Genomic DNA, 24,115 nt, shown 5'->3' on the forward strand with positions numbered 1-24,115 from the left:
CACGCGCATGGGACAATGCCCGCCATGACCGACCACCGCACCCGCTTCCTGGAACTGGCGCTGCGCGCGCAGGCGCTGCGCTTCGGCGAGTTCACGCTCAAGTCCGGACGCGTGAGTCCGTATTTCTTCAACGCCGGGCACTTCGATTCGGGCGCGGCGCTGGCGACGCTCGCCGGCTGCTACGCCGATGCGCTGGAGGCGGCCGGGATCGGTTTCGACCTGCTGTTCGGACCGGCCTACAAGGGCATCCCGCTGGCCACCGCGCTGGCCAGCGAGTACGCGCGCCGCGGCCGCGACCTGCCGCTGGCGTTCAACCGCAAGGAGGCCAAGGCGCATGGCGAGGGCGGCACCCTGATCGGCGCGCCGCTGGACGGACGCCGGGTCCTGGTGGTGGACGACGTGATCACCGCCGGGACCGCGATCCGCGAGGCGCTGGCGACCATCCGCGCCGCCGGCGGCGCGCCGGCGGGCATCGTGATCGCGCTCGACCGCCAGGAGATCGCCGCCGACGGCGCCGCGCAGTCGGCCGCGCAGGCGGTGTCCATGGAAGCGGGCATCCCGGTGATCGCGGTGGCGACCCTGGCCGACCTGCTGGCGTTCGCCGACGGGAGCGCGGCCCTGTCGGACGAGCGCTCGCGTTTACAGGCCTATTGGGGGCAATATGGCGTCGATGGCACCCACTGATTCGATCCGCAGGGGGCGGGTTTCGATGAAGATGCATGCATGGCTGGCAGGCGTGGCGCTGAGCGCGCTGTGCGCCGGCGCCCCGGCCCAGAAACGACCGGCCGACACCAGCGCCGAAAAGAAGCTGTACTGCTGGGACGAGGGCGGTCGCCGGGTCTGTGGCGACGCCTTGCCGCCGAACGCGGTCAATGCCGCGCGCACCGAACTCAGCGCCCGCAGCGGACGCCCGCTGGCGCGCCTGGATGAACAGCTGACGCCCGAGGAACGGGCGGCGGCCGAGGCCGCCGAGCGCCAGGCCGGGATCGCGGCGAACGCCGAGGCGGCGCGGCTTCGGCGTGAGCGGGCGATGGCCGAATCCTACGAGACCGAGGAAGACCTGCGCGCCGCGTTCGACGACCGCATCGTCCTGGTGGACGAAGGCCTGAAGACCTCGCGCATGGGCGTGACCAACCTGCGCCAGAGCCTGGTCTCGCTGCTGCGCCAGGCCAACGACCTCGAACTGCAGGGCCAGCCGGTGCGCAAGGGCCTGGCCGACAACATCCAGTCCCAGCACCGCGACCTGCTGCGGCAGCAGGCCATCATGCGCCAGCAGATCGAGGAGCGCGCCTCGCTCGATGCGGAACTCGCACACGCGGTCGAGCGCTATCACGAGCTGAAGAGCCCGCAGCAGCGCTAACGGGCGCCACCACATGGCCCCGGCCCGTGGGCGTCAGCCCGGTGCCCTCGTGCCTGGGCGCAGCCAGTCCAGGACCCCGTCGGCCGCCACGCGTCCGCTCGCGAAGCAGGCGGTGAGCAGGTAGCCGCCGGTGGGCGCTTCCCAGTCGAGCATTTCCCCGGCCACGAAGGTGCCCGGCCGGGTGCGCAGCATCAGTCCGTCGTCGAGCGCTTCCAGCCGCACCCCGCCGGCGGTGCTGATCGCCTCGGCCACGGGACGCGGGCGACGCAGGCGCAGCGGCAGCCGGGTGAGTGCGGCACCCACCCGATCCGGGTCGTGCAGCTCGTCGGCGCCCAGCACCTCGCGCAGCAGGCCGGCCTTCACGCCGTGCACCGCGGCGGCGCGGCGCAGATGTTCGGAGAGGCTGCGTCCACCCCGTGGCCGCGCAAGTGCGGCGCGCAGGGCGGCGGGATCCCGCCCCGGCACCAGGTCCAGGGCAATGTCGGCGTGGCCTTCGCGTTCGATGCGTTCACGCAACGTCGCGGAAACGGCGTAGATCAGGCTCCCTTCCAGCCCGTAACCTGCCACCACGCACTCGCCCTGCAACTGCTGCGCGCTGCCGTCTCCGGCGACCCAGTGCAGCACCACCGGCTTGAGCGGCGCGCCGGCATGGCGCTGGGCGAAATGCGGCGACCAGTCGACCTCGAATCCGCAGTTCGCCGGTCGCAGGGGCGCGACCTCCACCCCTTCCGCCGCCAGCACCGGTACCCAGGCGCCATCGCTGCCCAGCTGCGGCCAGCTCGCACCCCCCAGCGCCAGCACAACCGCGTCCGCCCGCACCCGCACCGGGCCATGCGGGGTGTCGAAGCACAGCGCGCCGTCGGCGGCCCAGCCGGTCCAGCGGTGCTGGACGTGCACGGAGACGCCCTGGGCACGCAGGCGCCGGACCCAGCCGCGCAGCAGCGGCGCGGCCTTGCGGTCGAGCGGGAACACGCGCCCCGAACTGCCGACGTAGGTGTCCACGCCCAGGCCGCGGGCCCAGTCGCGCAGCGCGTCGGCATCGAAGCGCTCAAGCCATCGGCCGACCTCGTGCGCACGTTCGCGGTAGCGGGCGGCGAACCGCGTGCGCGGATCGGAGTGGGTCAGGTTGAGCCCGCCCTTGCCGGCGATCAGGAACTTGCGCCCCACCGAACCCTTGGCCTCGTACAGATCGACCGCGACCCCGCCCGCGCGCAGGCGTTCGGCGGCCATCAGCCCGGCGGGCCCGCCGCCGACCACTGCGACGCGAGATCTGGGGTGCGGGTCGTGCATGCGCGCATTATCGCCGCCGCGTCGCAGCGGTCGGCGCGTGCCGCGGGTGAGCGCTAACATGGGCCCGACACCGACTGATGGGACGAGCGATGACCGGGGACCGGAACCGTGGCTGGACGCGCCGCCAGGCGCTGCAATCGATGGCCCTCGCGGGCGCGGCGGCGGCGTGGAGCCCGCGCTCGCTGGCCCAGGACCGCAGGATCGGGGTGGCTTTGGTGGGACTGGGCGGCTACGCCAAGGGGCTGCTCGCCCCGGCGCTGCAGCTGACGAAACACTGCCGCCTCGCCGGCCTGGTGACCGGTTCACCCGACAAGCTGCCCGAGTGGCAGGGCAAGTACGGCGTCCCGGACCGCAACGTCTACTCGTACGAGGATTTCCACCGCATCGCCGACAACCCGGACATCGACGCGGTCTACATCGTCACCCCGAACCACCTGCACAAGGCGCACGCCCTCATCGCCGCGGCCGCCGGCAAGCACGTGTGGTGCGAGAAGCCGATGGCGATGGACGCGGCCGAGGGCGAGGCGATGGTCAAGGCCTGCCGCGACCACAAGGTGCAGCTGACTGTCGGCTACCGCATGCAGCACGAGCCCAACACCCGCCGCTTCATGGCGATGGCGACCGAGCGTCCGTTCGGCCGCATCATCAAGCTGCGCGCGGACGCGGGCTGGTTCGGGTGGCGCAACGGCGCGGACGAGGCTTGGCGCCTCGATCCGGCGCGCGGCGGCGGGGCGATGTACGACATGGGCGTGTACTGCGTGAACGCGGCGCGCTACTCGACCGGCATGGAGCCAGTCGCGGTCCAGGCCTGGGACGAGACGGTGCGCCGCGAACTGTTCAAGGGCGTCGACGAGACGATGCGCTTCCGGCTCGAATTCCCCGAGGACATCGTCGCCGAGTGCGTGACCAGCTTCGGCCGCAACCTCAACACGCTGCAGGTGGATTGCGAGCGCGGCTGGTACACGATGTCGCCGTTCCAGGGCTACGACGGCAACGGCGGCCGCGCCAGCGACGGCACCGTGTTCGAACCGCAGCTGGGCGAGAAGCCGCGCATGCAGGCCGAGCAGATGGACCAGGACGCGCTGGCGATCCTCGAACAGCGCGCGCCGCGCGTGCCCGGCGAGGAAGGGGTTCGCGACCTGCGCGTGCTGGATGCCGTCTTCGCTTCGGCGAAGGCGGACGGCAAGCGGGTGGAGATCGCGCAGGCCTGAGGGCGCCTGTCCGGCAACGTAGGCCGCGGTTCGGCATCCTCGATTTCGCCGACCGCGATCCGCGCGGCTGGATCGGTTCGGTCTGATGCCGCGGCTGTCCCCTTGCTCACCGCGGGTAGCGGCGGCGGTGCGCGCTGGCTTTCCGGCGATCGTGCGCGCGAGGCGGATGTCCGGTGGGTGAGTTGTTGCCGAGAGCGATAAGGAGTCGCGGCGCGGCTCCATCCCCCGCAACCTGAGCGACCCCGGTCCGACCGGCGGGCCTTCGCTGCGAATGTCCCCCGGCGTCCGCATGCGCGGCCGCCTCCTCCTTGAGTTCGCGCAAAGGCCCACCGGCCGGACCGGGGATGGGCTTGCGGCAGGAACGGAAAGCCGGGCTTGCGTGACTCGGGCTGCGAGGCGCTTCGGCTCTGCCCGCCTTCTTCATCATCCCGTGTCATCTATCCGGCGCGGCGGATGGTTCCATCGTCTCTTCAGGCGATTCGCCTCCTTGCGCACGAAGCCGACATCGCCGATGCCTGCCGTCCGCGCGCTTGCAGATGCGCCTGCGACAGTTGGTCGTAGAGATGCTGCGGGGACCGAGGATGCCAATCACCCGCGGAACAACGAGCACGTGACCAGGGTTGAGTGGTGCGCCCGATTGTTGCCGGCGTGGCTGTCGGGAGGCTTCCCGTCAGACCTGGGCAGACGCCTTCAGCCGCGCAGGCCGAGCACCACCTCGCGCCGATCACTCCCGCACGGGTCGCCATCGTCCTGTACCAGCACGCGCGAATCATCAGAGCGCCGTCATCCGACGGATCTTCCGGACAGGTGACGCATCCGCTGTTTGCACCGGACGACACACGCAGCCCGGGACGCCGGGGGCGGGTGTCTCCGGGGACGAAATCAAGGAGGAGGCGACGGCCGCGGGCCGTCGCCGGGGGACATTCGTCACCGGAGGCACCCGGTCCCGGCGCCGCCTGCTCGCTGCGAGCCCCGCTCGTCACGTGTCTCCAGTCCGACGCACTGCAACGGCATCCGCACATCGATCCTGCGAGTCCCCAATGCTTCGCAGTCGCGCAGACGGACGCTCGCCGGCCCACGCCGCCGGAACGCGTCGCCCTTTTTCGAGAACCCGATCCGGTACGACTCAGAACGGCAGCTTCAGCTCCGGATCGACCAACGCGATCTGGGCGCGGAAGTCGGCCAGGATGCGGTCCAGCGCTTCCTGCGTGTCGGCATCGAAGCGCAGCACCAGCACCGGCGTCGTATTGGATGCGCGCACCAAGCCCCAGCCGTCGTTCCAGTCCACCCGCAGGCCGTCGATGGTCGAAGCGCGCGCGCCCTCGAACCGCGCCTGCTGCTGGAAGCGTTCGACGAAGGCGTGCGGATTGCCGTCGGCGACCTCGACCTTGATCTCCGGCGTCGACACCCCGCCCGGCAGCGCGTTGAGCGCTTCGCTGGGATCGCCCGGGTCCAGCGCCAGGATCTCCAGCAGGCGCGCGGCGGCGTAGATGCCGTCGTCGAAGCCGTACCAGCGTTCCTGGAAGAAGAAGTGGCCGCTCATCTCGCCGGCCAGCTCGGCCTCGGTCTCGCGCATCTTGGCCTTGATCAGCGAGTGCCCGGTCTTCCACATCAGCGGGCTGCCGCCATGGCGCAGGATGTGCCCGGGCAGGCGCCCGGTGCACTTGACGTCGTACACGATCACCGCGCCCGGGTTGCGATCGAGCACGTCGGCCGCGAACAGCATCAGCAGGCGGTCGGGATAGATGTTCTCGCCGTCCTTCGTCACCACGCCCAGGCGGTCGCCGTCGCCGTCGAAGGCGATGCCCAGGTCGGCGTCGAAGCGCTTCACCGTACCGATCAGGTCGACCAGGTTGTGCGGCTCGCTCGGATCCGGGTGGTGGTTGGGGAAGGTGCCGTCGATCTCGCAGAACAGCGGGATCACCTCGGCGCCGATCGCCTCGAGCACGCGCGGGCCGATCTCGCCGGCCACGCCGTTGCCGGCGTCGACCACGACCTTGAGCGGGCGCGCGAGCTGGATGTCGCCGGCGATGCGCTCGACGTAGGCGTCGCCAATGTCGCGCTCGCTGGCCTCGCCCGGCGCCGGGGCGTCGTGCAGGCGGCCGTCGGCGATGCGCGCGTACAGGTCGGTGATCGCATCGCCCGAGAGCGTGCCGCCGCCGACCACGATCTTGAAGCCGTTGTAGTCGGGCGGGTTGTGGCTGCCGGTGACCGAGATGCAGCAGCCGGTGCGCAGGTGGTAGGCGCCGAAATAGGTCACCGGCGTCGGCGCCAGGCCGATGTCGATCACGTTGCGCCCGGCGCGGCGCAGGCCCTTGACCAGCCCGGCGACGAGATCGGGGCCGGACAGGCGGCCGTCGCGGCCGATCACGATGTCGGGCAGGTCCTGCTCCTGCATCAGCGAGCCCACCGACTGGCCGATCAGCTCGGCCACGCCGGCGTCGAGCGTCTGGCCGACGATGCCGCGAATGTCGTAGGCGCGGAAGATGCTGCGGTCGATGTCGACCGGCGGCGGTCGCGGCGCTTCGCGCGCGACCACGGCGGGCACCGGCGCCGCGGACTCCGCGTCGTCGTTCGGCGGCTCGGCCAGTGCCTCGACCAGGGTCCGTTCCGGCGCGTCGTCGTCGGTCCCGGTGCCGCTCGACAGCGCCTGGCGCACCCGCGCCGGCACCCGCCACAGCAGATAGGCCAGCAGCAGCAGGACGATCACGGCGACGAACAGCGGGATGCCTTCCAATCCGAACGGAGGGCGGCCGGTGCGCGGCATCGACGCCGCGACCCGCAGGTCGGTGCCGGACACCGGCACGGCCATGCGCTCGGCGGCTTCGGCCTGCGCCACGTCGCCTTTCTCCAGCAGCGTGAATCCGCCCTGGCGCAGCGCGACGTAGGTCGCGGGATCCACGTCCACGCCTTCCAGTGCCGCGGTCGCGCGCGAGGCGGGCAGACGGACGAACGCCACCCCCGCGGCCGCCCCGTCGGCCTGCACCGGCGCGGCGATGGCCAGACGCGGCGTGTCGTCCACCCGGATCAGCGAGACCACGGGCTCGCCGCGCACCAGCGCGGCCTCCATCACCGAGACCGGACCGAAGCCGCCGCCCGGCAGGGCCGCGTACATCCCGTCCAGGTCGGCCGCATGGATCTCGACCTGCTCCGCCTCGGGCCACCCGGCGGCCACGGCGCGCGCCGCGGCCGCGGCGTCGTCGGCCGCCAGTGCGGACTGGACCTCGGCGCCCGCGAGCAGGTCCTGCAGCCGCTTCACGTCCCCGCGCAGCGTGCCGGCGACCATCCCGGCGACGTTGTCGCGCGCCAGCGTGACGCCGGTGCGGCGCGACTCCTCCTGCAGCGCGCGCCAGCCGCTCCAGGCCAGCCACACGGCCAGCAGGGCAAGTGCGGCCGCCAGCCACGGCAGCCAGGGTCGCAGCTGCGCGAACACGCGCGCCTTGGTGGGTTCGGTCTTGGTCGTCATGCTCGTTCCGGTTCGTCCCTGTCAGCGCACGCCGGTGTGGCCGAAGCCACCCGTGCCGCGCGCACTGTCGGTGAAAGTATCCACGACCTGCAGCTGCGCGCGCACCACCGGCAGCAGGACCAGCTGCGCGATGCGGTCGCCGGGTTCGATCGTGTAGGTCTCGCGGCCGCGGTTCCAGACGCTGATCAGCAGCGGTCCCTGGTAGTCGGCATCGATCAGGCCGGTGCCGTTGCCGAGCACGATGCCGTGGCGGTGCCCGAGGCCCGAGCGCGGCAGGATCACCGCGCACAGCCCGGGATCGGCGATGTGGATCGCCATCCCCGAGGGCACCAGTGCGGCATCGCCGGGCGCGAGCGCAAGCGCCCCGTCGAGCGCGGCGCGCAGGTCCAGTCCGGCGCTGCCGTCGGTGGCATGTGCAGGCAGCGGCCACAGCGTCCCCAGCCGCGGGTCGAGCAGCTTCACCTGCAGGTCGTGCGCGGCGGTCGCGGCGATCATGCCGGCAACCTCCCGGCGATCAGGTCCACCAGCTGCGCGGCGACCTCGTGCTTGGACGCCGGGCCCAGTGGTCGTTCGCCGCCGTCCCAGTACACGGCCAGGGCGTTGTCGTCGCGCTCGAAGCCACCCTCGGCGCCGCCGACCAGGTTGGCCGCGATCAGGTCCAGGCGCTTGGCTACGAGCTTGCCGCGCGCATAGCGCGCCACATCGTGGGTCTCGGCCGCGAACCCGACCACCAGCGCCGGCCGCTGCGGATGCGCGGACACATCGGCGAGGATGTCGGGGGTCCGCACCAGCTCCAGCACCAGGGTGTCGGTGCCGGCGGTCTTCTTGATCTTGTGTTCGGACACGCGGCGCGGGGTGAAGTCGGCCACCGCCGCCGCGCCGACGTAGACGTCGGCCGGCAGCGCGCCCAGCACGGCGGCGTGCATCTGCGCGGCCGATCGCACGTCGATGCGCGACACGCCTGCAGGGGTGTCCATGTGCACCGGGCCGGCGACGAGCACCACTTCGGCGCCGGCGTCGCGTGCGGCCGCGGCCACGGCGAAGCCCATCTTGCCGCTGCTGCGGTTGCCGACGAAGCGCACCGGGTCGATGTCTTCGTAGGTCGGGCCGGCGCTGACCAGCACCCGCTTCCCGGCCAACGGCCCCGCGGTGGGCACGTGGCTCACGCGGCCTCCAGCGCAGCGACGATCGTCGCCGGTTCGGTCAGCCGCCCGGGGCCGGATTCTCCCTCGGCCAGCGGCCCATCCTCCGGCCCCACCACCGCCACGCCGCGATCGCGCAGCACGGCGATGTTGGCCTGCGTGGCCGGGTGCAGCCACATCCGGTGGTTCATCGCCGGGCACAGGGTGATCGGCGCGGTGGTGGCCAGGCACAGGGTGCTCACCAGGTCGTCGGCGAACCCGTGCGCCAGCCGGGCGATGGTGTTGGCCGAGGCCGGCGCGATGACCACCCGGCCGGCCCAGCGCGCGAGTTCGAGGTGGCCCATCGCGGCCTCGGCCGCGGCGTCCCAGAGCGAGGTGCGCACCGGCCGGCCGGACAGCGCCTGGAAGGTCTGCGCGCCGACGAAGCGTTGGGCGTTGTCGGTCATCGCCACCTGCACCTGCGCCCCGGCATCGCCCAGGCGACGCACGAGCTCGGCCGCCTTGTACGCGGCGATGCCGCCGCACACGCACAGCAGCACGCGCTGTCCCCGCAGGCCGAGACCGGCTGCCATCGTCAGGAAATTCCTACCCCGGATCCGGGCGACAGCTTACCCGATGGCGGGGGATCGCCCGGCTGCCGCGGCTGCGGCGATGCGCTGCAATCCATTTCACGCTGGCGGCCGGGACAGGCACGCCCCGATGGGAATTCCCCTGTTCCGCCGGGACGTCCCGCCGGTCGCCAGCGCCTTTCCCGTCCGCCTCCCGCCCCCGCCATGCACATCCGCGACTGGCCCAGCCACGAACGTCCCCGCGAGAAACTGCTGGCCCGGGGCGCGGCCGCGCTGTCGGATGCCGAACTGCTGGCGATCTTCCTCGGCTCGGGGCTGCGCGGGCAGGACGCGGTGGCCACCGCGCGACAGCTGCTGGACCGGCACGGGCCGCTGCGCCGGCTGCTGGAACTCGACCCGGCCGGGCTGGCGCGCCTGCCGGGGCTCGGGCCGGCGCGCGCGTGCAAGCTGTCGGCGGCGCTGGAGCTGTGCAACCGCTGGCTGGCGGCGGGGCTCGAGCGCGGCGAGGCCCTGACCGATCCGGCCTCGGCCGGCCGCTATTTCGCCCAGCGCCTGCGCGGGCAGGCGATCGAGGTGTTCGCGGCCCTGTTCATGGACACGCGCCACCGCGCGCTGGCGTTCGAGGAACTGTTCCGCGGCACCATCGACGGCGCCGAGGTGCATCCGCGCGAAGTCGTGCGCCGCGCGCTGGCGCACAACGCGGCGGCGGTGATCGTCGGACACAACCATCCCAGCGGCAATCCGGAGCCCAGCGCCGCCGACCGCGCGGTGACCGCGCAGCTTAAGCAGTCTCTGGCGCTGGTGGACGTGCGCCTGCTGGACCACTTCGTGGTCGGCGACGGCGCGCCGGTATCGCTCGCGGCGCGGGGCTGGGTGTAGCGTCAAGGCGCCGTTCATTCCACCGCCGCGCCACGCGCGGCCGGACCCCGCACGTCCCGCTCGCGTACACTAGCGCCCTGCAGAACCGACGCGCCTTTTCCGTGAATCCCCAGCTCCGCGGCCAGATCCGACAGCATGTCGAGACGGCCATCGCCGCCCTGCGTGACGCAGGCAGCCTGCCCGCCGACTTCGCCACGCCCGACTTCGTCGTCGAGCGGCCGAAGGACCGCGCGCACGGCGATTTCTCCACCAACGCCGCGATGCTGCTGGCGAAGCCCGCGAAGTCGAACCCGCGTGCGCTGGCGCAGATGCTGGTGGACGCGCTGCCGGCCAACGACACCATCGCCGCGGTCGAGATCGCCGGGCCGGGTTTCCTGAACTTCCGGCTCACGCCCGCCGCCTGGCAGCGGCAGCTGGCCACGGTGTTCGCGCACGGGCACTGCTACGGCGCCAACGACAGCGGCGGCGGCCGCACGGCGGGCGTCGAGTACGTGTCGGCCAACCCCACCGGGCCGCTGCACGTGGGCCACGGTCGTGCCGGCGTGATCGGCGACTGCATCGCGCGGGTGCTCGCCGCCAACGGCTGGCACGTGCGCCGCGAGTACTACTACAACGACGCCGGGGTGCAGATCGAGAACCTCGCGCGCTCCACCCAGGCCCGCGCGAAGGGCCTGAAGCCCGGCGACGCCGACTGGCCGGCCGAGGCCTACAACGGCGACTACATCGCCGACGTGGCCCAGGCCTACCTGCGCGGCGACAGCGTCGAGGTCGAGGGCCACACCGTCACCGGCAGGGACGACGCCGACGACCTCGACGCCATCCGCCAGTTCGCCGTCGCCTGGCTGCGGCGCGAGCAGAACGAGGACCTGGCGGCGTTCGGCGTGTCGTTCGACGTGTACTTCCTGGAATCGTCGCTGTACACCGACGGCAAGGTGGACGAGACCGTGCGCGAACTGGTCGCCAAGGGCCACACCTACGAGGACGGCGGCGCGCTGTGGCTGAGGACCACCGGCTTCGGCGACGACAAGGACCGCGTGATGCGCAAGTCCGACGGCACGTACACGTATTTCGTGCCGGACGTGGCCTACCACCTGTCGAAGTGGCAGCGCGGCTACGTGCGCGCGATCACCGAGCTGGGCGCGGACCACCACGGCTCGCTGGCGCGGGTGAAGGCCGGGCTGCAGGCACTCGACGCCGGCATTCCCGCCAACTACCCCGAGTACGTGCTGCACCAGATGGTGACGGTGATGCGCGGCGGCGAGGAAGTGAAGCTGTCCAAGCGCGCCGGCAGCTACCTCACCCTGCGCGACCTGATCGACGAGGCCGGCAGCGATGCGGTGCGCTGGTTCCTGGTCGCGCGCCGGCCGGATTCGCAGCTCACCTTCGACATCGACCTGGCGCGCAGCCAGTCGCTCGACAACCCGGTGTACTACGTGCAGCTCTCGCACGCGCGCATCTGCGGCCTGATGCGCCAGCTGACCGAACGCGGGCTGGCGTTCGACCTCGAGGCCGGCCTGGCCCAGGCACCGAACCTGGCCGACGCGTCCCTGCGCGACCTGCTGATCGATCTCTCGCGCTGGCCCGAAGTCGTGGCCGCCGCGGGCGAGCAGCTCGAGCCGCACCTGGTCGCCGCCTTCCTGCTCGAACTGGCGCAGGGGTTCCAGACGTATTACAACGACCACCAGTTCCTGGTCGACGACGCCGACGCACGCAACGCGCGGCTGGCGCTGGCGCTGGCCGTGCGCCAGGTGCTCGCGAACGGGCTGGCATTGCTGGGCGTGAGCGCGCCCGAACGGATGTAGGGGCAGCAGGCATGGCGGCAAAACGCGGCAGGTCACAGGCGACGCGCAACGGCGGCAACGGGTTGCCGGGCTGGGCGTGGATGATTCTCGGGATCGTGATCGCACTGGTCGCGGTGCTGGTGCTGCCCCGGTACCTCAAGTCCGAGCGCACCGACGGTTTCTTCCGGCCGCAGCCCGATGCCGGCGCGCAGCCGGCGGTGAGCGCGATCGACGGCGACGACGTCCCGCCGCCGGACGAGGACGCGCCTGCCGCCACGGTGGGTCCCGGCGCGGAACCCGCGCCGGCCAGTCCGGACTACGATTTCTACACCGTGCTGCCGGAGCAGGAGGTGGCGCTGACCGACGCCGAGCTCGCCGCCAGCGCGCGCGAGGAAGCCGAACGCCAGCGCCGGACGCTGGCCGCCCAGCGCCAGCGCGAGCAGGACGCCGCCGACCTGGCGAGCCAGGCGCCCACGACCCCGGCGACCACGCCTGCGGCAACCGCGCCGTCCGCAGCCGCCTCGGCCGCAGCGGCGGCCGACGGCGCCCGCTACATCCTCCAGGCCGGCTCGTTCAGCGCCTCCGGCGATGCCGAGGCCCTCAAGGCCCGCATCGCCCTGCTCGGCCTCAGCGCGCGGGTCGAGTCCGGCTCGGCCAACGGCAAGACCGTGTACCGCGTCCGCATGGGCCCCTACGGCACCGCCACCGAACTGGCCCAGGCCAAGCAGAAGCTCGGCAACGGCGGGCTTCCCGCGCTGGCGATCAAGGCGAACTGAGCGGTCCGTCCCAGGCCGGTCGCAGGCCGCGCGATGCCCGCCCGGCACACTGCCGGGCCTGGAGAGAGGCACCGCCATGGCCATCGAAGCCGCCCTGATCAAACCCGTCGTCGATGTGCTGCTGGCGCTGTTCCGCGAGAGCAGCGACCTGACCCTCAAGCACAGCGCCGAACGCGCGGTGCGCGAGGCCATCCGCGAACTGCTGCAGGCCAATCCCGACGAGAACCGCGCCCAGGCGCGGATCGCCATCGCCAAGGCCGCGGGCATCCTGTCCGAGGACGTGGTGCTGGCCGAGGATATGCTGGAAAAGCACCGCGCCACGAAGGCGCGGACGCGGGGCAAGTCGTCGACCGGCCGCAGGCGGGTGACGCCGCCACAGGCCGACGCCGGCAGCGCACGATCCGCGCGCAAGCCCAGACCGGGCGGCGCGGGGGCCTCCTAGACCCGGGGCCGCGACACCCTGCGCGAGGCTGGTCATGCCATGGCTTCCGCCCGTCCCGCTGCATGCCTTGCCCGGTTGGGCAGCGAACCGTGGACCGCCTGCGCGCGCATCCGCTTGGGCGGCCGGGCCGTGGTGAACCAGGGATGGCGCGCGGCTTAGAATCGCCTCCATGTCCCGCACCATCCTGATCACCGGCGCCACCTCCGGATTCGGCGCCGCCGCCGTCGAACGCTTCCTCGCCGATGGCTGGCGCGTGGTGGCCACCGGCCGCCGCGCCGAGCGCCTGCAGCAGCTGGTCGAGCGCCATGGCGAGACGCGCCTGCACGCGGCCGCGTTCGACATCCGCGACGCCGACGCCATGCAGGCGGCGCTCGACGCCATCCCCGACGCCTTCCGCGGCATCGACGTGCTGGTCAACAACGCCGGACTCGCACTCGGCACCGCGCCGGCGCAGCGCGCCGACCTCGCGCAGTGGCGGCAGATGATCGACACCAACGTCACCGCCCTGGTCGCGCTCACCCACGCCCTGCTGCCGAGCCTGATCGAACGCCGTGGCGCGATCATCAACATCAGTTCGATCGCGGGGGTCTATCCGTATCCCGGCGGCAACGTCTACGGCGGCACCAAGGCGTTCGTCAGCCAGTTCTCGCTCGGCCTGCGCAGCGACCTGCACGGCACCGGCGTGCGCGTGACCGCGATCGAGCCGGGCATGGCCGAGACCGAGTTCACCCTGGTGCGCACCGGCGGCGACCGGGCCGCGTCCGACACCCTGTACACCGGCGCGCAGCCGATGACCGCGGAGGACATCGCCGGCGTGATCCACTACGTCGCCACGCTGCCGCCGCACCTCAACATCAACCGGCTGGAACTCATGCCGGTGTCGCAGTCGTTCGCCGGGTTCCAGGTGCATCGCGACCCGGGCTGAGCCGCCGTGCCTTCGCGCAGGCGTCGGCGACGCCCCGGCCGGCGTCGTATACGCGGTGCCTGCACGGGCCTCCGCTAGCATGGCGGCGTCGCGTCGCGATCTCCCCCGGATCCAGGAGAGCAGCATGTCCACCGCTTGCGCGCCCGGCGCTGCGGCCCGCTGATGGCGGAAGCCCCACGTCCATCCCCGGCCACGCAGGAACACGGCCACCGCCCCGTGTCCCGCGGCTCGATGGCCGTCGCCGCACTGTCGACGATCGTGGAGTGGTACGACTTCACGCTCTACCTGTACCTGTCGACCGTGCTGTCGCGCGTGTTCTTCGGCGGCGGCGAGGCCTCGCTGATCGCCACGCTGGGCGGGTTCGCGGTGGCGTATCTGATGCGGCCGCTGGGCGCGCTGTTCTTCGGTCATCTGGGCGACCGCGGGGGGCGACGGCGGATGATGCTGCTGTCGGTGGCGGTGATGACCGGCGCGATGCTGGCGATGGCGTTGATGCCCACGCATGCGCAGATCGGCTCCGCCGCCGGCGTGGCCATCATCGGGCTGCGCTGCGTGATGGGCTTCGCCGTCGGCGGCGAATACACCGGCGTGGTCGCCTACCTGCTCGAAGGTGCGCCGAGCGGCCGGCGCGGGCTCGTCACCTCGCTTGCCGCCGCCGCGGCCGAGGTCGGTGCGCTGCTCGCGGTCGCGGTCTCGGCGCTCACCGTGAACCTGCTCGACGCGCAGGCACTCGACGCCTGGGGATGGCGCATCCCGTTCTTCGTCGGAGCCGCACTCGCGGGAACGGTCTGGATCGCGCGCGCGCGGATGCAGGAGTCGCCGGAGTTCGAGCGCCAGAAGCGCGCGGGCAGCATCCCGGCCAGTCCGCTGCGGCATGCGCTCCGGTTTCACCGTGCGGGAATCGCGCGCGGCTTCGCGATCTCCGCGCTGGGTTCGATCACCTACTACGTCGGCATCACCTACGTGCCCGCGTTCCTGACCTCGGTCGGCATGTTCACCGAAGGCGTGTCGCTGGGCCTGTCCACGTGGGCCGCGGTCGTGGTGATCCTGGTGACCCCGCTGTTCGGGCTGGTCTCCGACCATGCCGGCCGCCGGACGGTGCTGGTCGCGCTGGCGCTGTGCAGTGCGCTGCTGCCGATCACGCTGTTCTCGATGATGGCCGCCGGTTCGGCCGACACGGCGCTGGCCGGGGCGCTGCTGCTGGCCTGCGTGGCCGGCGGCGTCAGCGCGGTCGGTGCGGTGGCCACCGCCGAACAGTTCCCGGGCGAGGGGCGCCTGAGCGGCCTCGCGTTCGGCGCCACCACCGCGACCGCGCTGTTCGGCGGGCTCACCCCGTTCCTGGCGCAGGTCCTGGTCGAACGCACGGGCTGGGCGCTGGCGCCGGGCGCGATGATCGCCGTGGTCGGCGTGGCCGTGCTGCCGGTCCTGCTGCGGCTGCCGGAAACCGCGCCGCGGCGGGTGCGACCGGGCCGGCAGCGGTGAGGGGCGAGCCGCTCTCTAGAGGATATGTGCCCCGGCCGAAGCCGGAGAAGCGCGCCGGGCTGGCGGACGCCACCGTGATCGAGGCAGGTCGGGTCCCGGGTGCGCTGCGCTTGCCCAGGCGACGCAACGGCGGACGCGGCGCCGCGCCAGGTGCGACTGGATCGGCGCCGGGTAGCGGTCGGCTCGCGAACGATGCGTCACCCGGCCAGGGGCGGAGACGGGCGCCGGGGTGATGGACATCGTCGCGTCCGGGGTGGAGAGGGCACCCCGGGTGCGCTCCGCTTGCCCGGGCGACACGAGTGCAAGCTGCGCCGGCGATGGTCGGGTGGCGCGGGCGCCGCGACGTCGGGAAGGAGTAGGCTGGCTCTGCCGGTCGCGAAGCCGGCAAGTCCGCCCCGTCCGGGGCACAGGAGTCCACGATGATCTTCCTGGTTGCCCTGTTGCTTGGCATGGTGTCGGGCCTCCGCGCCATGCTGCCGCTCGCCGCCGTCGCCTGGGCGACGCGCGCGGGCTGGCTCGATTTCGGCGACAGCTGGCTCGCCCTCCTCGGCAACGCGTGGGCGCCCTGGATCCTCACCCTGCTGGCGCTGGGGGAACTGGTGGCCGACAAGCTGCCGTCGACCCCGAGCCGCACCGTGCCGGTGCAGTTCGGCGCCCGGCTGGTCGTGGGCGCGGCGGCCGGAGCGTTGCTGGCGCTGGGCACCGGCGCGCCGTGGATCGGCGGGCTCGCAGCGGGCTTGGCCGGCGCCATCGGTGGCACCTTGGCCGGCCGCGCGCTGCGTGCACGGCTGGCGTCCGCGTTCGGCCGCGACCTGCCCGCCGCGCTGCTCGAGGACGCGACCGCCATCGCCGCTGCGTGGCTGCTGCTGCGGGCGGTGGCATGAGCCGCCATTTCGACGCCATCATCGTCGGCGCAGGCCAGGCCGGGCCGCCGCTCGCCGGGCGCCTCACGGCGGCGGGCCGATCGGTCGCGGTGGTGGAGCGCAAGCTGCCCGGGGGCACCTGCGTCAACACCGGCTGCATGCCGACCAAGACCCTGGTGGCCAGCGCGCGCGTGGCGCACCTGGCGCGTCGGGCCGCGGACTTCGGCGTCCTCACCGAGGGCGCGGTCGGGATCGACATGGCCAGGGTCCGCAGCCGCGCCGACACGGTCTCTTCCAACGCCCGCCACGGCGTGGAGAACTGGCTGCAGGACATGGCCGGCTGCACGCTGCTCGATGGCCACGCCCGCTTCGAGGGACCGCGCACGCTGCGCGTGGGCGACGAGGCGATCACGGCCGACCAGGTCTTCCTCAACGTGGGTGGCCGCGCGCTGGTGCCGGACCTGCCCGGACTCGACCGCATCCCTTACCTGACCAACACCTCGATCCTGCGGCTCGACCGCGTGCCGCGGCATCTGGTGATCGTGGGCGGCAGCTACATCGGGCTCGAGTTCGCGCAGATCCACCGACGGTTCGGCGCCGACGTGACGGTGCTGGAGCGCGGCCCCGCCCTCGTCGGGCGCGAGGATGCGGACGTGTCGGCGGCGGTGCGCGAGATCCTGGAAAGCGAGGGGATCGCCATCCGCACCGGGGTCTCGTCCATGCGCTTCGCGCCGTCCGGCGAAGGCATCGAGGTGGAAGCCGACGACGATCGCCTGGACGCCAGCCACGTGCTGGTCGCCGTGGGGCGCCGCCCCAACACCGACGACCTCGGCCTCGACCGCGCGGGCGTGGCGGTCGACGCCAGGGGCTACATCACCGTCGACGACGGCCTGCAGACCAGCGTGCCCGGCATCTGGGCCCTGGGCGACTGCAACGGCCGCGGAGCCTTCACCCACACTGCCTACAACGACTACGAGATCGTGGCGGCCAACCTGCTCGACGGCGAGTCGCGCAAGGTCGGCGACCGCGTGCCGGGGTATGCGCTGTTCATCGACCCGCCGCTGGGCCGCGTGGGCATGACCGAGCGCGAAGCCGCCGCGACCGGCCGGCCCCTGCTGGTCAGCAAGCGGCCGATGAGCCGGGTGGGCCGCGCGATCGAGAAGGACGAGACCCGGGGCTTCATGAAGGTGGTCGCCGATGCCGGCAGCGGCCGCATGCTCGGCGCCGCCATCCTCGGCACCGGCGGGGACGAGGCCATCCACGGCCTGATCGACATGATCAGCGTGGGCGCGACCGCCGACCAGCTGCGGCGCACGGTACCCGTGCACCCGACGGTGTCGGAGCTGCTGCCGACGCTGGTGTCGGACTTGCGGCCGGCCTAACGCCCGTTGTTCCAACCCGGCCCGGCCTTCGCGGCCACGTCGCGCCGCGGGCAGTGAACCGCGCGGCCGCTTTGCGGCACCTTCCTGCATTGGACCCACGCCACGGGAGCGATCGGTGTCGCGCGATGCCGCCGGGCACCGTCAAGACCCGGCTCATGCACGCGCGGCAACGCATCCGCGCACGACTGGAAGGAGATGCGACATGAACGACACCGACGAGCTGATTTCCCGCGCCCTCACCGCGGAGGATCGCGAACTGCTCGCCCGCCATGGCGAGCCGGGCTACATCCGCCAGTCGCTGGGCCTGTTCCGCGGGCCGGACGGCTGGGTGGGCGTGCTCGCCTACGTGACCGCGCTGGCCGCGTTCGCGGGCTTCGCGTTCGCGTTCTGGCAGCTGTGGTCGGCAACCGACACGTTGTCCGCCGTGCGCTGGGGCGTGGTGGCGCTGGTGGCGTTCCAGTACTCGGCGATGATGAAGTCGGTGATGGGCACCCGGGTGGAGGCCAACCGCGTGCTGCGCGAGCTCAAGCGCGTGGAACTGCGGGTCGCGCTGGCGCAGGAGGCGAACGCCCCGGCGCGATGATCCAGTCGCCGACCTGGGCCATCGCCATCGCGCCGGCTCAGGCCGGCGGCGTGTCGTCGAGGTAGGTATAGCCGGTGAGCCCGGTTTCCAGCGCCTCGTTCAGGCGTGCGGCCTCGGACTTGGACAGGTCCGCGCCGCCCACGCGCGCCTTGTAGATCCGGCGCAGGTCGTCGAGTTTGTAGCCCACGTAATCGAGCATCACGTCGGTGGTGTCGCCGCGGCGCTGCTGGGTGATCGCGTAGCCGCCGTCGTTGAGCCGCACCTCGACCGCGTCGGTGTCGCCGAACAGGTTGTGGATGTCGCCGAGGATCTCCTGGTAGGCGCCGACCAGGAAGAAGCCGAGCCGGTAGCGCTCCCCCGGGCGGGTGGCATGCAGCGGCAGCGAGGCGTCCAGGCCCTCGTTCTCGACGTAGGTGTCGATCTTGCCGTCGGAGTCGCAGGTCATGTCGGCGATCACGCCGCGGCGGTCGGGCACCTCGTCCAGGCGCTCGATCGGCACGATCGGGAACACCTGGTCGATCGCCCACACGTCGGGCATCGATTCGAACACGCTGAAGTTGACGAAGTACTTGTCGACCAGGCGCTCGGCCAGTTCGTCGAGCAGCGGCCGGTGGCTCTTCTCGCCGTAGCTCAGCCGCGCGCGCACGCCATGCGCGATGGCGTAGAACAGGTCGTCGATGCGCGCGCGCGCGACCAGGTCGATCTGGCCCAGCGCGTAGGCGGACAGGCCCTCGGCGTGGAAATGCTGCGCCTCCTGGAACAGTTCCACCGGCGGGCGCCGGTCGAGGTCGCCGTGGATCTCGCGCAGGTAGGCGATCGCGTGCGGTTCGTCGTCGTGCGCGTCGGGCACGCGGCCTTCCGGCGCCTGCTCCACCTCGACCACGTTGGCCACCAGCAGCGCGTGGTGCGCGGTCATCGCGCGGCCGCACTCGGTGACGATGCGCGGCGGCGCCAGGCCGTGCTCGGTGCAGGCGTCGGCCAGCGGCTGGACGATGGTGGAGGCGTACTGGTTCACGCCGTAGTTGATCGAACAGAAGCTCCGCGAACGCGTGCCCTCGTAGTCGATGCCGAGGCCGCCGCCGACGTCGACGTGGCTGATGGTCGCGCCCAGCTTCGACAGTTCCACGAAGTAGCGGGTCGCCTCGCGCATGCCGTTGGCGATGTCGCGCACGTTGGAGATCTGCGAGCCCATGTGGAAGTGCAGCAGGCCCAGGCAGTGCGCCATGCCGCCGTCGCGCAGGGTCTTCCACAGGTCCAGCACCTGGCGCGGCGAGAGCCCGAACTTGGCCTTGTCGCCGCCGCTGTTCTGCCACTTGCCGGCGCCCAGCGAGGCCAGGCGCATGCGCACGCCGATGCCGGGCTCCACCCCCAGCGCCTTCGCCTCTTCCAGGATCATCGGCAGCTCGGAGGGCTTCTCCACCACGATGAAGGTGCCCAGGCCCAGCTTGCGCCCGATCAGCGCCAGGCGGATGTACTCGCGGTCCTTGTAGCCGTTGCACACGATCAGGCCGCCCGGACGCGACAGCGCCAGCACCGCCATCAGTTCCGGCTTGCTGCCGGCCTCCAGGCCGAAGCCCTCGCCATGGTGCGAGGCCAGCGTTCCCGCCACGCCGGCGTGCTGGTTGACCTTGATCGGATACACCGCGGTGTAGCCGCCGGTGTAGTCCCAGTCCGCCTGCGCCTGCGCGAACGCGGCCTGCAGGCGGCGCAGGCGATCGCCGAGGATGTCCGGGAAACGCACCAGCAGCGGCAGCTTGGCGCCGCGCTCCATCGCCTTGTCGACGATCTCCGGCAGCGGCACCGCCAGCCCGTCCGCACCGAGCGGACGCACGACCACGCGGCCGTCCGCGTCGACGTCGTAATAGCCTTCCGACCAGTGCGGGATCGAGTAGGTCTTGCGGGCGTGCTCGGTCGACCAGGCGGTCATCGGCGGGCATCCGGGGGCGGGGGAGGCGCACATTCTAGGCCTTGCGACCACCCGGCCACGGCACCGCCCGGGCGCGCCGCGGCCGCCCGGGTCCCGCAGCAGCGGGACCGCAGGCCGGCATCCCTGCAGGCGTGCGGCCTCAGTGACCCTTCCGATACACCGGTTCGCCGCACACGGCGCGCACCTGCCAGGCCAGGCGCCGCTGGCCCGCGCCGGTGAACAGTTCGAGCGTCGCGCCGGGCAGGGCGAGCGCCTGCTGCAGCGGCGCCAGGCCGGCAGCCTCGCCGGCCACGGAGCCGCGCCAGTCGAGCAGGACGAGGTACTGCGCGGGCGCTTCGCGCAGGGCGGTGCGCCGGCGCGCGACCCAGGCGCGGGCGACGCGCGGCTCGCAGGCCAGGCGGCGCGCGATGCGGTGCAACGCCTCGGGGTCGAGGTCGTGCGGCAGCAGCGGCGCGGGATCCGTGCCGGCCGGGTGAGGGCCTGCATCGGACAGCGGCGCGAAGACGTCGCGCAGGGCGTCGACGGCCGCGGCGGTCGCGGGCGCCAGGTCCGGGTCGAGGTCGATCCCGCGCAGTTCCTCCAGCGCCGCGCCTGCGGCGCCGCGGTCCAGTTCCACCGCCCGCCGCAGGCGTGCGCTGCCGCCCGCGACCTCGCCGCGGCGCAGCTGCAGCAGGCCGGCGCGGAACAGGGCCAGCACGCGGTCGGGGTCCGCGGCCAGGGCGCGTTCGTACAGCGGGAGCGGGTCCAGGTCGATCCGCACCTGTTCGACCAGCAGCGCATGCTCGGCGAGCTGTTCAGGCGTCGGTGCGCCCATCGCGTCGAGCTCGGCCAGGCGCGCGCGGTCGTGCGCGGCGGCGGCGTGCAGCGCCTCCCAGTGCGGGCGGATATCGTCGCGCCAGGCGGCGTCCAGACGACGCTCGAGCGTGTCCTCCAGCCCGCCCAGCAGCGCCGCCGACGGTTCGACCGGCGACAGCAGGCGTGCCGGCGAGCGCAATGCCTCGATCCGTTGCGGCAGCGCGGGGTGGGTATCGCGCGGATCCTGCGCGCGTGCGGCGGCCGCGAGCAGGCGCTCGACCGCTACCGGCCCGCCTGTCATGGCCCGCAGCAGCGGTGCCTGCAGTTCGACCGGTGGATGCGGCTGGCTGCGCGCCCGTGCCCACAGCCGCGGCCAGAAGCGTGCGTCGAGCCGGCGCGAGGCGATCTCCACGCGCAGCAGCGCACTCGCGGCGGCCGCTTCCCCGGCCGCACGCGCCGCCACCGCGTCGGCGGCGTATTCGTGCCGCCGGGTGAGCGCACGGCTGTCGAGGTCGAAGCGCGGCGCGAGCCAAGCGTAGAACCGGGCCAGCAGCCAGGCGAACGCGAATCCATGCTGCGCCATGCCGTCGCGCAGCCGGTACCAGGTCCCGCGCGAGAGGTAGATCCACGCCGCGAAGCGGCCGTCGCGCGCGCCGAAGTGGCCGAACTCGTGCGCGATCACCGCGGCCAGCTCCTCGCGGTCGAGCACGCGCATCAGCGGCAGCCCGAGCACCAGCGTATGGCGATGGCCGAGCAGACCCAGAACGCGGGGCACGCTCGCGGCCTTGGCGTTGAAGTCGCCGTCGATGACGATGCCTTCCAGCGGCGGCGCACCCGTGGCCTGCCGCAGGCGCTCGACCTCGGCCTGCAGCAACGGTGCCTCGCCGGGCGCCAGGCGGTACCCGTCCGGCGACTCGAAGCGCACCCACAGCGCGCGCATCACCACTGCGGCCACCACCGCCGGAAGCACCAGCACATAGGCGTGCTGCGGCGCCAGCGACGCGCCACGCACGAACAGGTGCACCGCGACCAGCGCGAACGGCGCCAGGGCCAGCAGCAGGAGCCCGACCACCACGCCGTGGCCGAGCAGCGCCAGGGCCAGCAGCCGCAGCCGGTATCGCGAGGGCGTGTCGCGCGCCTCGGCCTCGAGCCGCAGCACCCGCGCCCGCTGCTCGTGTTCGGTCATGCGGCACTCCTGCGTGATCGCGGTGGACATCGTAGGGGATGCGTCGCGGAACCGTCGCGGGCGGTTCGCTACAATGCGCGCCGCGCCGCCGCCCGGACGGCGCCTACGCCATGTCACGCGCGCGGGCCAGCGACCTGCGCCCGCCCCCGCGACCACCCCACTAGGACCGCCCATGACCGCCAGCGACTGGCTGTACGAGAATTTCGAACCCGCCGGCTCGTCGATCGGCTTCCGCGTGCGCGGCAAGCTCGACGAGGTGCAGTCGCCGTTCCAGAAGATCGAGATCTACGAGAGCACCGACTGGGGCAACGTGATGCTGATCGACGGCGCGATGATGGTCACCACCCGCGACAATTTCCTCTACCACGAGATGATGTCGCACCCGGCGCTGTTCACCCACCCCGATCCAAAGCGGGTGGTGATCATCGGCGGCGGCGACTGCGGTACGCTGCGCGAGGTGCTGCGGCACCCGGGCGTCGAGCAGGCCGTGCAGTGCGACATCGACGAACAGGTCACGCGCATGGCGGAGAAGTACTTCCCCGAGCTGTGCGAATCCAACGGCGACCCGCGTGCGGAAATCCTGTTCGACGACGGCATCGCCTACATGGCCAACTGCGCGCCGGGCAGCGTCGATGTCGTGATCGTCGACTCCACCGATCCGGTCGGCCCGGCCGAGGGCCTGTTCAACAAGGCCTTCTTCGCAAGCTGCCACCGCGCGCTGAAGGACGACGGCATCCTGGTGCAGCAGTCGGAATCGCCGCTGGTGCTGCTGGACCTCATCAAGGCGATGCGCGCCGAGATGGGCAAGGCCGGATTCACCTCGTTCCAGACACTGCCCTTCCCGCAGCCGTGCTACCCCACCGGCTGGTGGAGCTGCACCCTGGCGCGCAAGGGCCAGGGTTTCGACTTCCGCGAGGCCGATGCGCACGCCAGGCCGTTCGCCACGAAGTACTACAGCGCCGAGATCCACAAGGGCGCGCAGTCGCTGCCGCCGTTCGTGACCGAAGCGCTGGACGGCTGACCGCAGGAAAGACCGACCGGCGCGCTCAGGCGCCGGCGGCCCACCGCAATGTCGCCGCCGCCACCGCGCCGAGCACGACGACGGCGAGGAAGGGCACCCGCAGGCGCAAGGCGACCAGCGCCACCAGCAGTGCGCCCAGCCGCGCATCGATGGCAAGACGGGTCCCGTCGGCGAAGGTGTTCACCACCACCAGCGACGCCAGCAGGCCGATGGTGGCCGCCGCGCTGACGGCGCGCACGCGCGGACCCTCCAGCCAGCGCGCCGGCACCAGGTAGCCCGACAGCTTGGTCGCGAACGCGACCCCGCAGGCCAGCAGCAGCCACGCCCAGGTCGCGCTCATCGCGGCGGCCTGCGGCGCACGGACGCCAGCGCCCATGCCACGGCGACCGCCGCCGCCACCAGGATCGGCACCCCGGCCGGCAGCCACGGCAGGGCCAGCGCCGTCGCCAGCGCGCACACCACCGCGATCGCCACCGGCTCGCGACCGTGCAGGCGCGGCCACAGCAGGCCCGCGAACGCCGCGACCGCAGCGCCGTCCAGGCCCCAGCGCTTCGGATCGCCCACGACGTCGCCGAGCAGCGCACCCAGCGCGGTGAACACGTTCCACAGCACGAAGACGCCGAGTCCCGCGGTCCAGAAGCCGCGGCGCTGTTCATCCGCGGTGTCCTGACCCGCGGCCGTCGCGGTCGATTCGTCGATGGTCACGTGCGCGGCGAGCCATCGCCGCCAGCCCGCCGGCCGCAGCATCCGGTTGACCTGCACCGCATAGACCGCGTTGCGCACGCCCAGCAGGCTGGCGGCCGAGAACGCCGACAGGCCCGTGCCGCCACCGGCGACCACGCCGATGAACGCGAACTGCGAGCCGCCGGTGAACATCAGCAGGCTCAATACCATGGTCTGCCAGACATCCAGCCCGGCGGCGACCGACAGCGCGCCGAAGGAAATGCCGTACAGACCGGTGGCGACGGAAATCGACAGGCCGACGCGGGTGGCGGGCGTCAGTGCGCGCATCGCACGACCCGGTGGCCGGCGCGT

The 24,115-nt window shown here is 72.5% G+C and carries 20 protein-coding genes and 1 pseudogene; 13 read left to right on the forward strand and 8 right to left on the reverse strand.

Annotated features, from left to right (window positions below):
• Positions 1–24: 24 nt before the first annotated feature.
• Entirely contained in the window at positions 25–684 is a 660-nt protein-coding gene (gene pyrE, locus QFW81_RS02180) for an orotate phosphoribosyltransferase (RefSeq protein ID WP_280576922.1), read from the forward strand.
• A gap of 25 nt (positions 685–709) precedes the next feature.
• Positions 710–1,360 carry a hypothetical protein gene (locus QFW81_RS02185; RefSeq protein ID WP_280576923.1) on the forward strand — a complete coding sequence of 217 codons (651 nt, stop codon included), beginning with the start codon at positions 710–712 and terminating at the stop codon, positions 1,358–1,360.
• 33 nt (positions 1,361–1,393) lie between these two features.
• Here QFW81_RS02185 and QFW81_RS02190 read toward each other — a convergent pair whose 3' ends face one another.
• Positions 1,394–2,650, reverse strand: a complete 1,257-nt coding sequence (locus QFW81_RS02190) for a TIGR03862 family flavoprotein (protein ID WP_280576924.1) — start codon at positions 2,648–2,650, stop codon at positions 1,394–1,396.
• A gap of 89 nt (positions 2,651–2,739) precedes the next feature.
• Here QFW81_RS02190 and QFW81_RS02195 point away from each other — a divergent pair, with 89 nt between their 5' ends.
• The gene (locus tag QFW81_RS02195) at positions 2,740–3,861 is read left to right on the forward strand and encodes a Gfo/Idh/MocA family protein (RefSeq protein ID WP_425603951.1); all 1,122 of its coding nucleotides are present in this window, start codon (positions 2,740–2,742) and stop codon (positions 3,859–3,861) included.
• A 1,126-nt stretch (positions 3,862–4,987) separates the two neighbouring features.
• Here QFW81_RS02195 and QFW81_RS02200 read toward each other — a convergent pair.
• The 3 genes and pseudogenes from QFW81_RS02200 to coaBC form a co-directional block, all read right to left on the reverse strand.
• On the reverse strand, positions 4,988–7,327 hold the full coding sequence (locus QFW81_RS02200) for a phosphomannomutase/phosphoglucomutase (RefSeq protein ID WP_280576925.1): 2,340 nt from the start codon (positions 7,325–7,327) through the stop codon (positions 4,988–4,990).
• A gap of 21 nt (positions 7,328–7,348) precedes the next feature.
• Complete coding sequence (gene dut, locus QFW81_RS02205; protein ID WP_280576926.1) at positions 7,349–7,822, reverse strand: dUTP diphosphatase; 474 nt, start codon at positions 7,820–7,822, stop codon at positions 7,349–7,351.
• Positions 7,819–9,041: pseudogene (coaBC, locus tag QFW81_RS02210) on the reverse strand (bifunctional phosphopantothenoylcysteine decarboxylase/phosphopantothenate--cysteine ligase CoaBC). Before coaBC ends, dut begins: the two are co-directional and overlap by 4 nt.
• Before the next feature lie 201 nt (positions 9,042–9,242).
• Here coaBC and radC point away from each other — a divergent pair.
• The 9 genes from radC to QFW81_RS02255 all read left to right on the forward strand — a co-directional run bounded on the left by radC (position 9,243) and on the right by QFW81_RS02255 (position 18,151).
• Positions 9,243–9,917 (forward strand): RadC family protein, encoded by a 675-nt coding sequence (gene radC, locus QFW81_RS02215; protein WP_280576927.1) that lies wholly within the window; start codon positions 9,243–9,245, stop codon positions 9,915–9,917.
• Between the two features lie 101 nt (positions 9,918–10,018).
• Positions 10,019–11,719 (forward strand): arginine--tRNA ligase, encoded by a 1,701-nt coding sequence (argS, locus tag QFW81_RS02220; RefSeq protein WP_425603953.1) that lies wholly within the window; start codon positions 10,019–10,021, stop codon positions 11,717–11,719.
• 11 nt (positions 11,720–11,730) lie between these two features.
• Positions 11,731–12,474 carry an SPOR domain-containing protein gene (locus tag QFW81_RS02225; RefSeq protein WP_280576928.1) on the forward strand — a complete coding sequence of 248 codons (744 nt, stop codon included), beginning with the start codon at positions 11,731–11,733 and terminating at the stop codon, positions 12,472–12,474.
• A gap of 76 nt (positions 12,475–12,550) precedes the next feature.
• Positions 12,551–12,916, forward strand: coding sequence for a hypothetical protein (locus QFW81_RS02230; protein WP_280576929.1), 366 nt, complete (start codon positions 12,551–12,553; stop codon positions 12,914–12,916).
• Between the two features lie 169 nt (positions 12,917–13,085).
• Complete coding sequence (locus QFW81_RS02235; RefSeq protein ID WP_280576930.1) at positions 13,086–13,841, forward strand: SDR family NAD(P)-dependent oxidoreductase; 756 nt, start codon at positions 13,086–13,088, stop codon at positions 13,839–13,841.
• A 231-nt stretch (positions 13,842–14,072) separates the two neighbouring features.
• Positions 14,073–15,323, forward strand: a complete 1,251-nt coding sequence (locus QFW81_RS02240) for an MFS transporter (RefSeq protein ID WP_280577046.1) — start codon at positions 14,073–14,075, stop codon at positions 15,321–15,323.
• A gap of 419 nt (positions 15,324–15,742) precedes the next feature.
• On the forward strand, positions 15,743–16,207 hold the full coding sequence (locus QFW81_RS02245) for a DUF4126 family protein (protein WP_280576931.1): 465 nt from the start codon (positions 15,743–15,745) through the stop codon (positions 16,205–16,207).
• Positions 16,204–17,568 carry an FAD-containing oxidoreductase gene (locus QFW81_RS02250; RefSeq protein WP_280576932.1) on the forward strand — a complete coding sequence of 455 codons (1,365 nt, stop codon included), beginning with the start codon at positions 16,204–16,206 and terminating at the stop codon, positions 17,566–17,568. Before QFW81_RS02245 ends, QFW81_RS02250 begins: the two co-directional genes overlap by 4 nt.
• 202 nt (positions 17,569–17,770) lie before the next feature.
• Complete coding sequence (locus QFW81_RS02255) at positions 17,771–18,151, forward strand: DUF6768 family protein (protein WP_280576933.1); 381 nt, start codon at positions 17,771–17,773, stop codon at positions 18,149–18,151.
• A gap of 37 nt (positions 18,152–18,188) precedes the next feature.
• Here the strand turns inward: QFW81_RS02255 and speA are convergent, their stop codons facing one another.
• Entirely contained in the window at positions 18,189–20,078 is a 1,890-nt protein-coding gene (gene speA / locus QFW81_RS02260) for an arginine decarboxylase (protein WP_280576934.1), read from the reverse strand.
• 139 nt (positions 20,079–20,217) lie between these two features.
• The gene (locus QFW81_RS02265) at positions 20,218–22,059 is read right to left on the reverse strand and encodes a M48 family metalloprotease (RefSeq protein ID WP_280576935.1); all 1,842 of its coding nucleotides are present in this window, start codon (positions 22,057–22,059) and stop codon (positions 20,218–20,220) included.
• A gap of 172 nt (positions 22,060–22,231) precedes the next feature.
• On the opposite strand from QFW81_RS02265, the gene speE reads away from it, so the two are divergent.
• Positions 22,232–23,080, forward strand: a complete 849-nt coding sequence (gene speE, locus QFW81_RS02270; RefSeq protein ID WP_280576936.1) for a polyamine aminopropyltransferase — start codon at positions 22,232–22,234, stop codon at positions 23,078–23,080.
• Positions 23,081–23,105: 25 nt separating this feature from the next.
• Here the strand turns inward: speE and QFW81_RS02275 are convergent, their stop codons facing one another.
• Together QFW81_RS02275 and QFW81_RS02280 are read right to left on the reverse strand one after the other, a co-directional pair.
• Positions 23,106–23,420 (reverse strand): AzlD domain-containing protein, encoded by a 315-nt coding sequence (locus QFW81_RS02275; RefSeq protein ID WP_280576937.1) that lies wholly within the window; start codon positions 23,418–23,420, stop codon positions 23,106–23,108.
• Positions 23,417–24,091, reverse strand: coding sequence for an AzlC family ABC transporter permease (locus QFW81_RS02280; protein ID WP_280576938.1), 675 nt, complete (start codon positions 24,089–24,091; stop codon positions 23,417–23,419). The genes QFW81_RS02275 and QFW81_RS02280 overlap by 4 nt, the downstream gene beginning before the upstream one ends.
• Positions 24,092–24,115: the final 24 nt, after the last annotated feature.

The organism is Luteimonas kalidii, from assembly GCF_029887935.1.
GTDB lineage: Bacteria > Pseudomonadota > Gammaproteobacteria > Xanthomonadales > Xanthomonadaceae > Luteimonas > Luteimonas kalidii.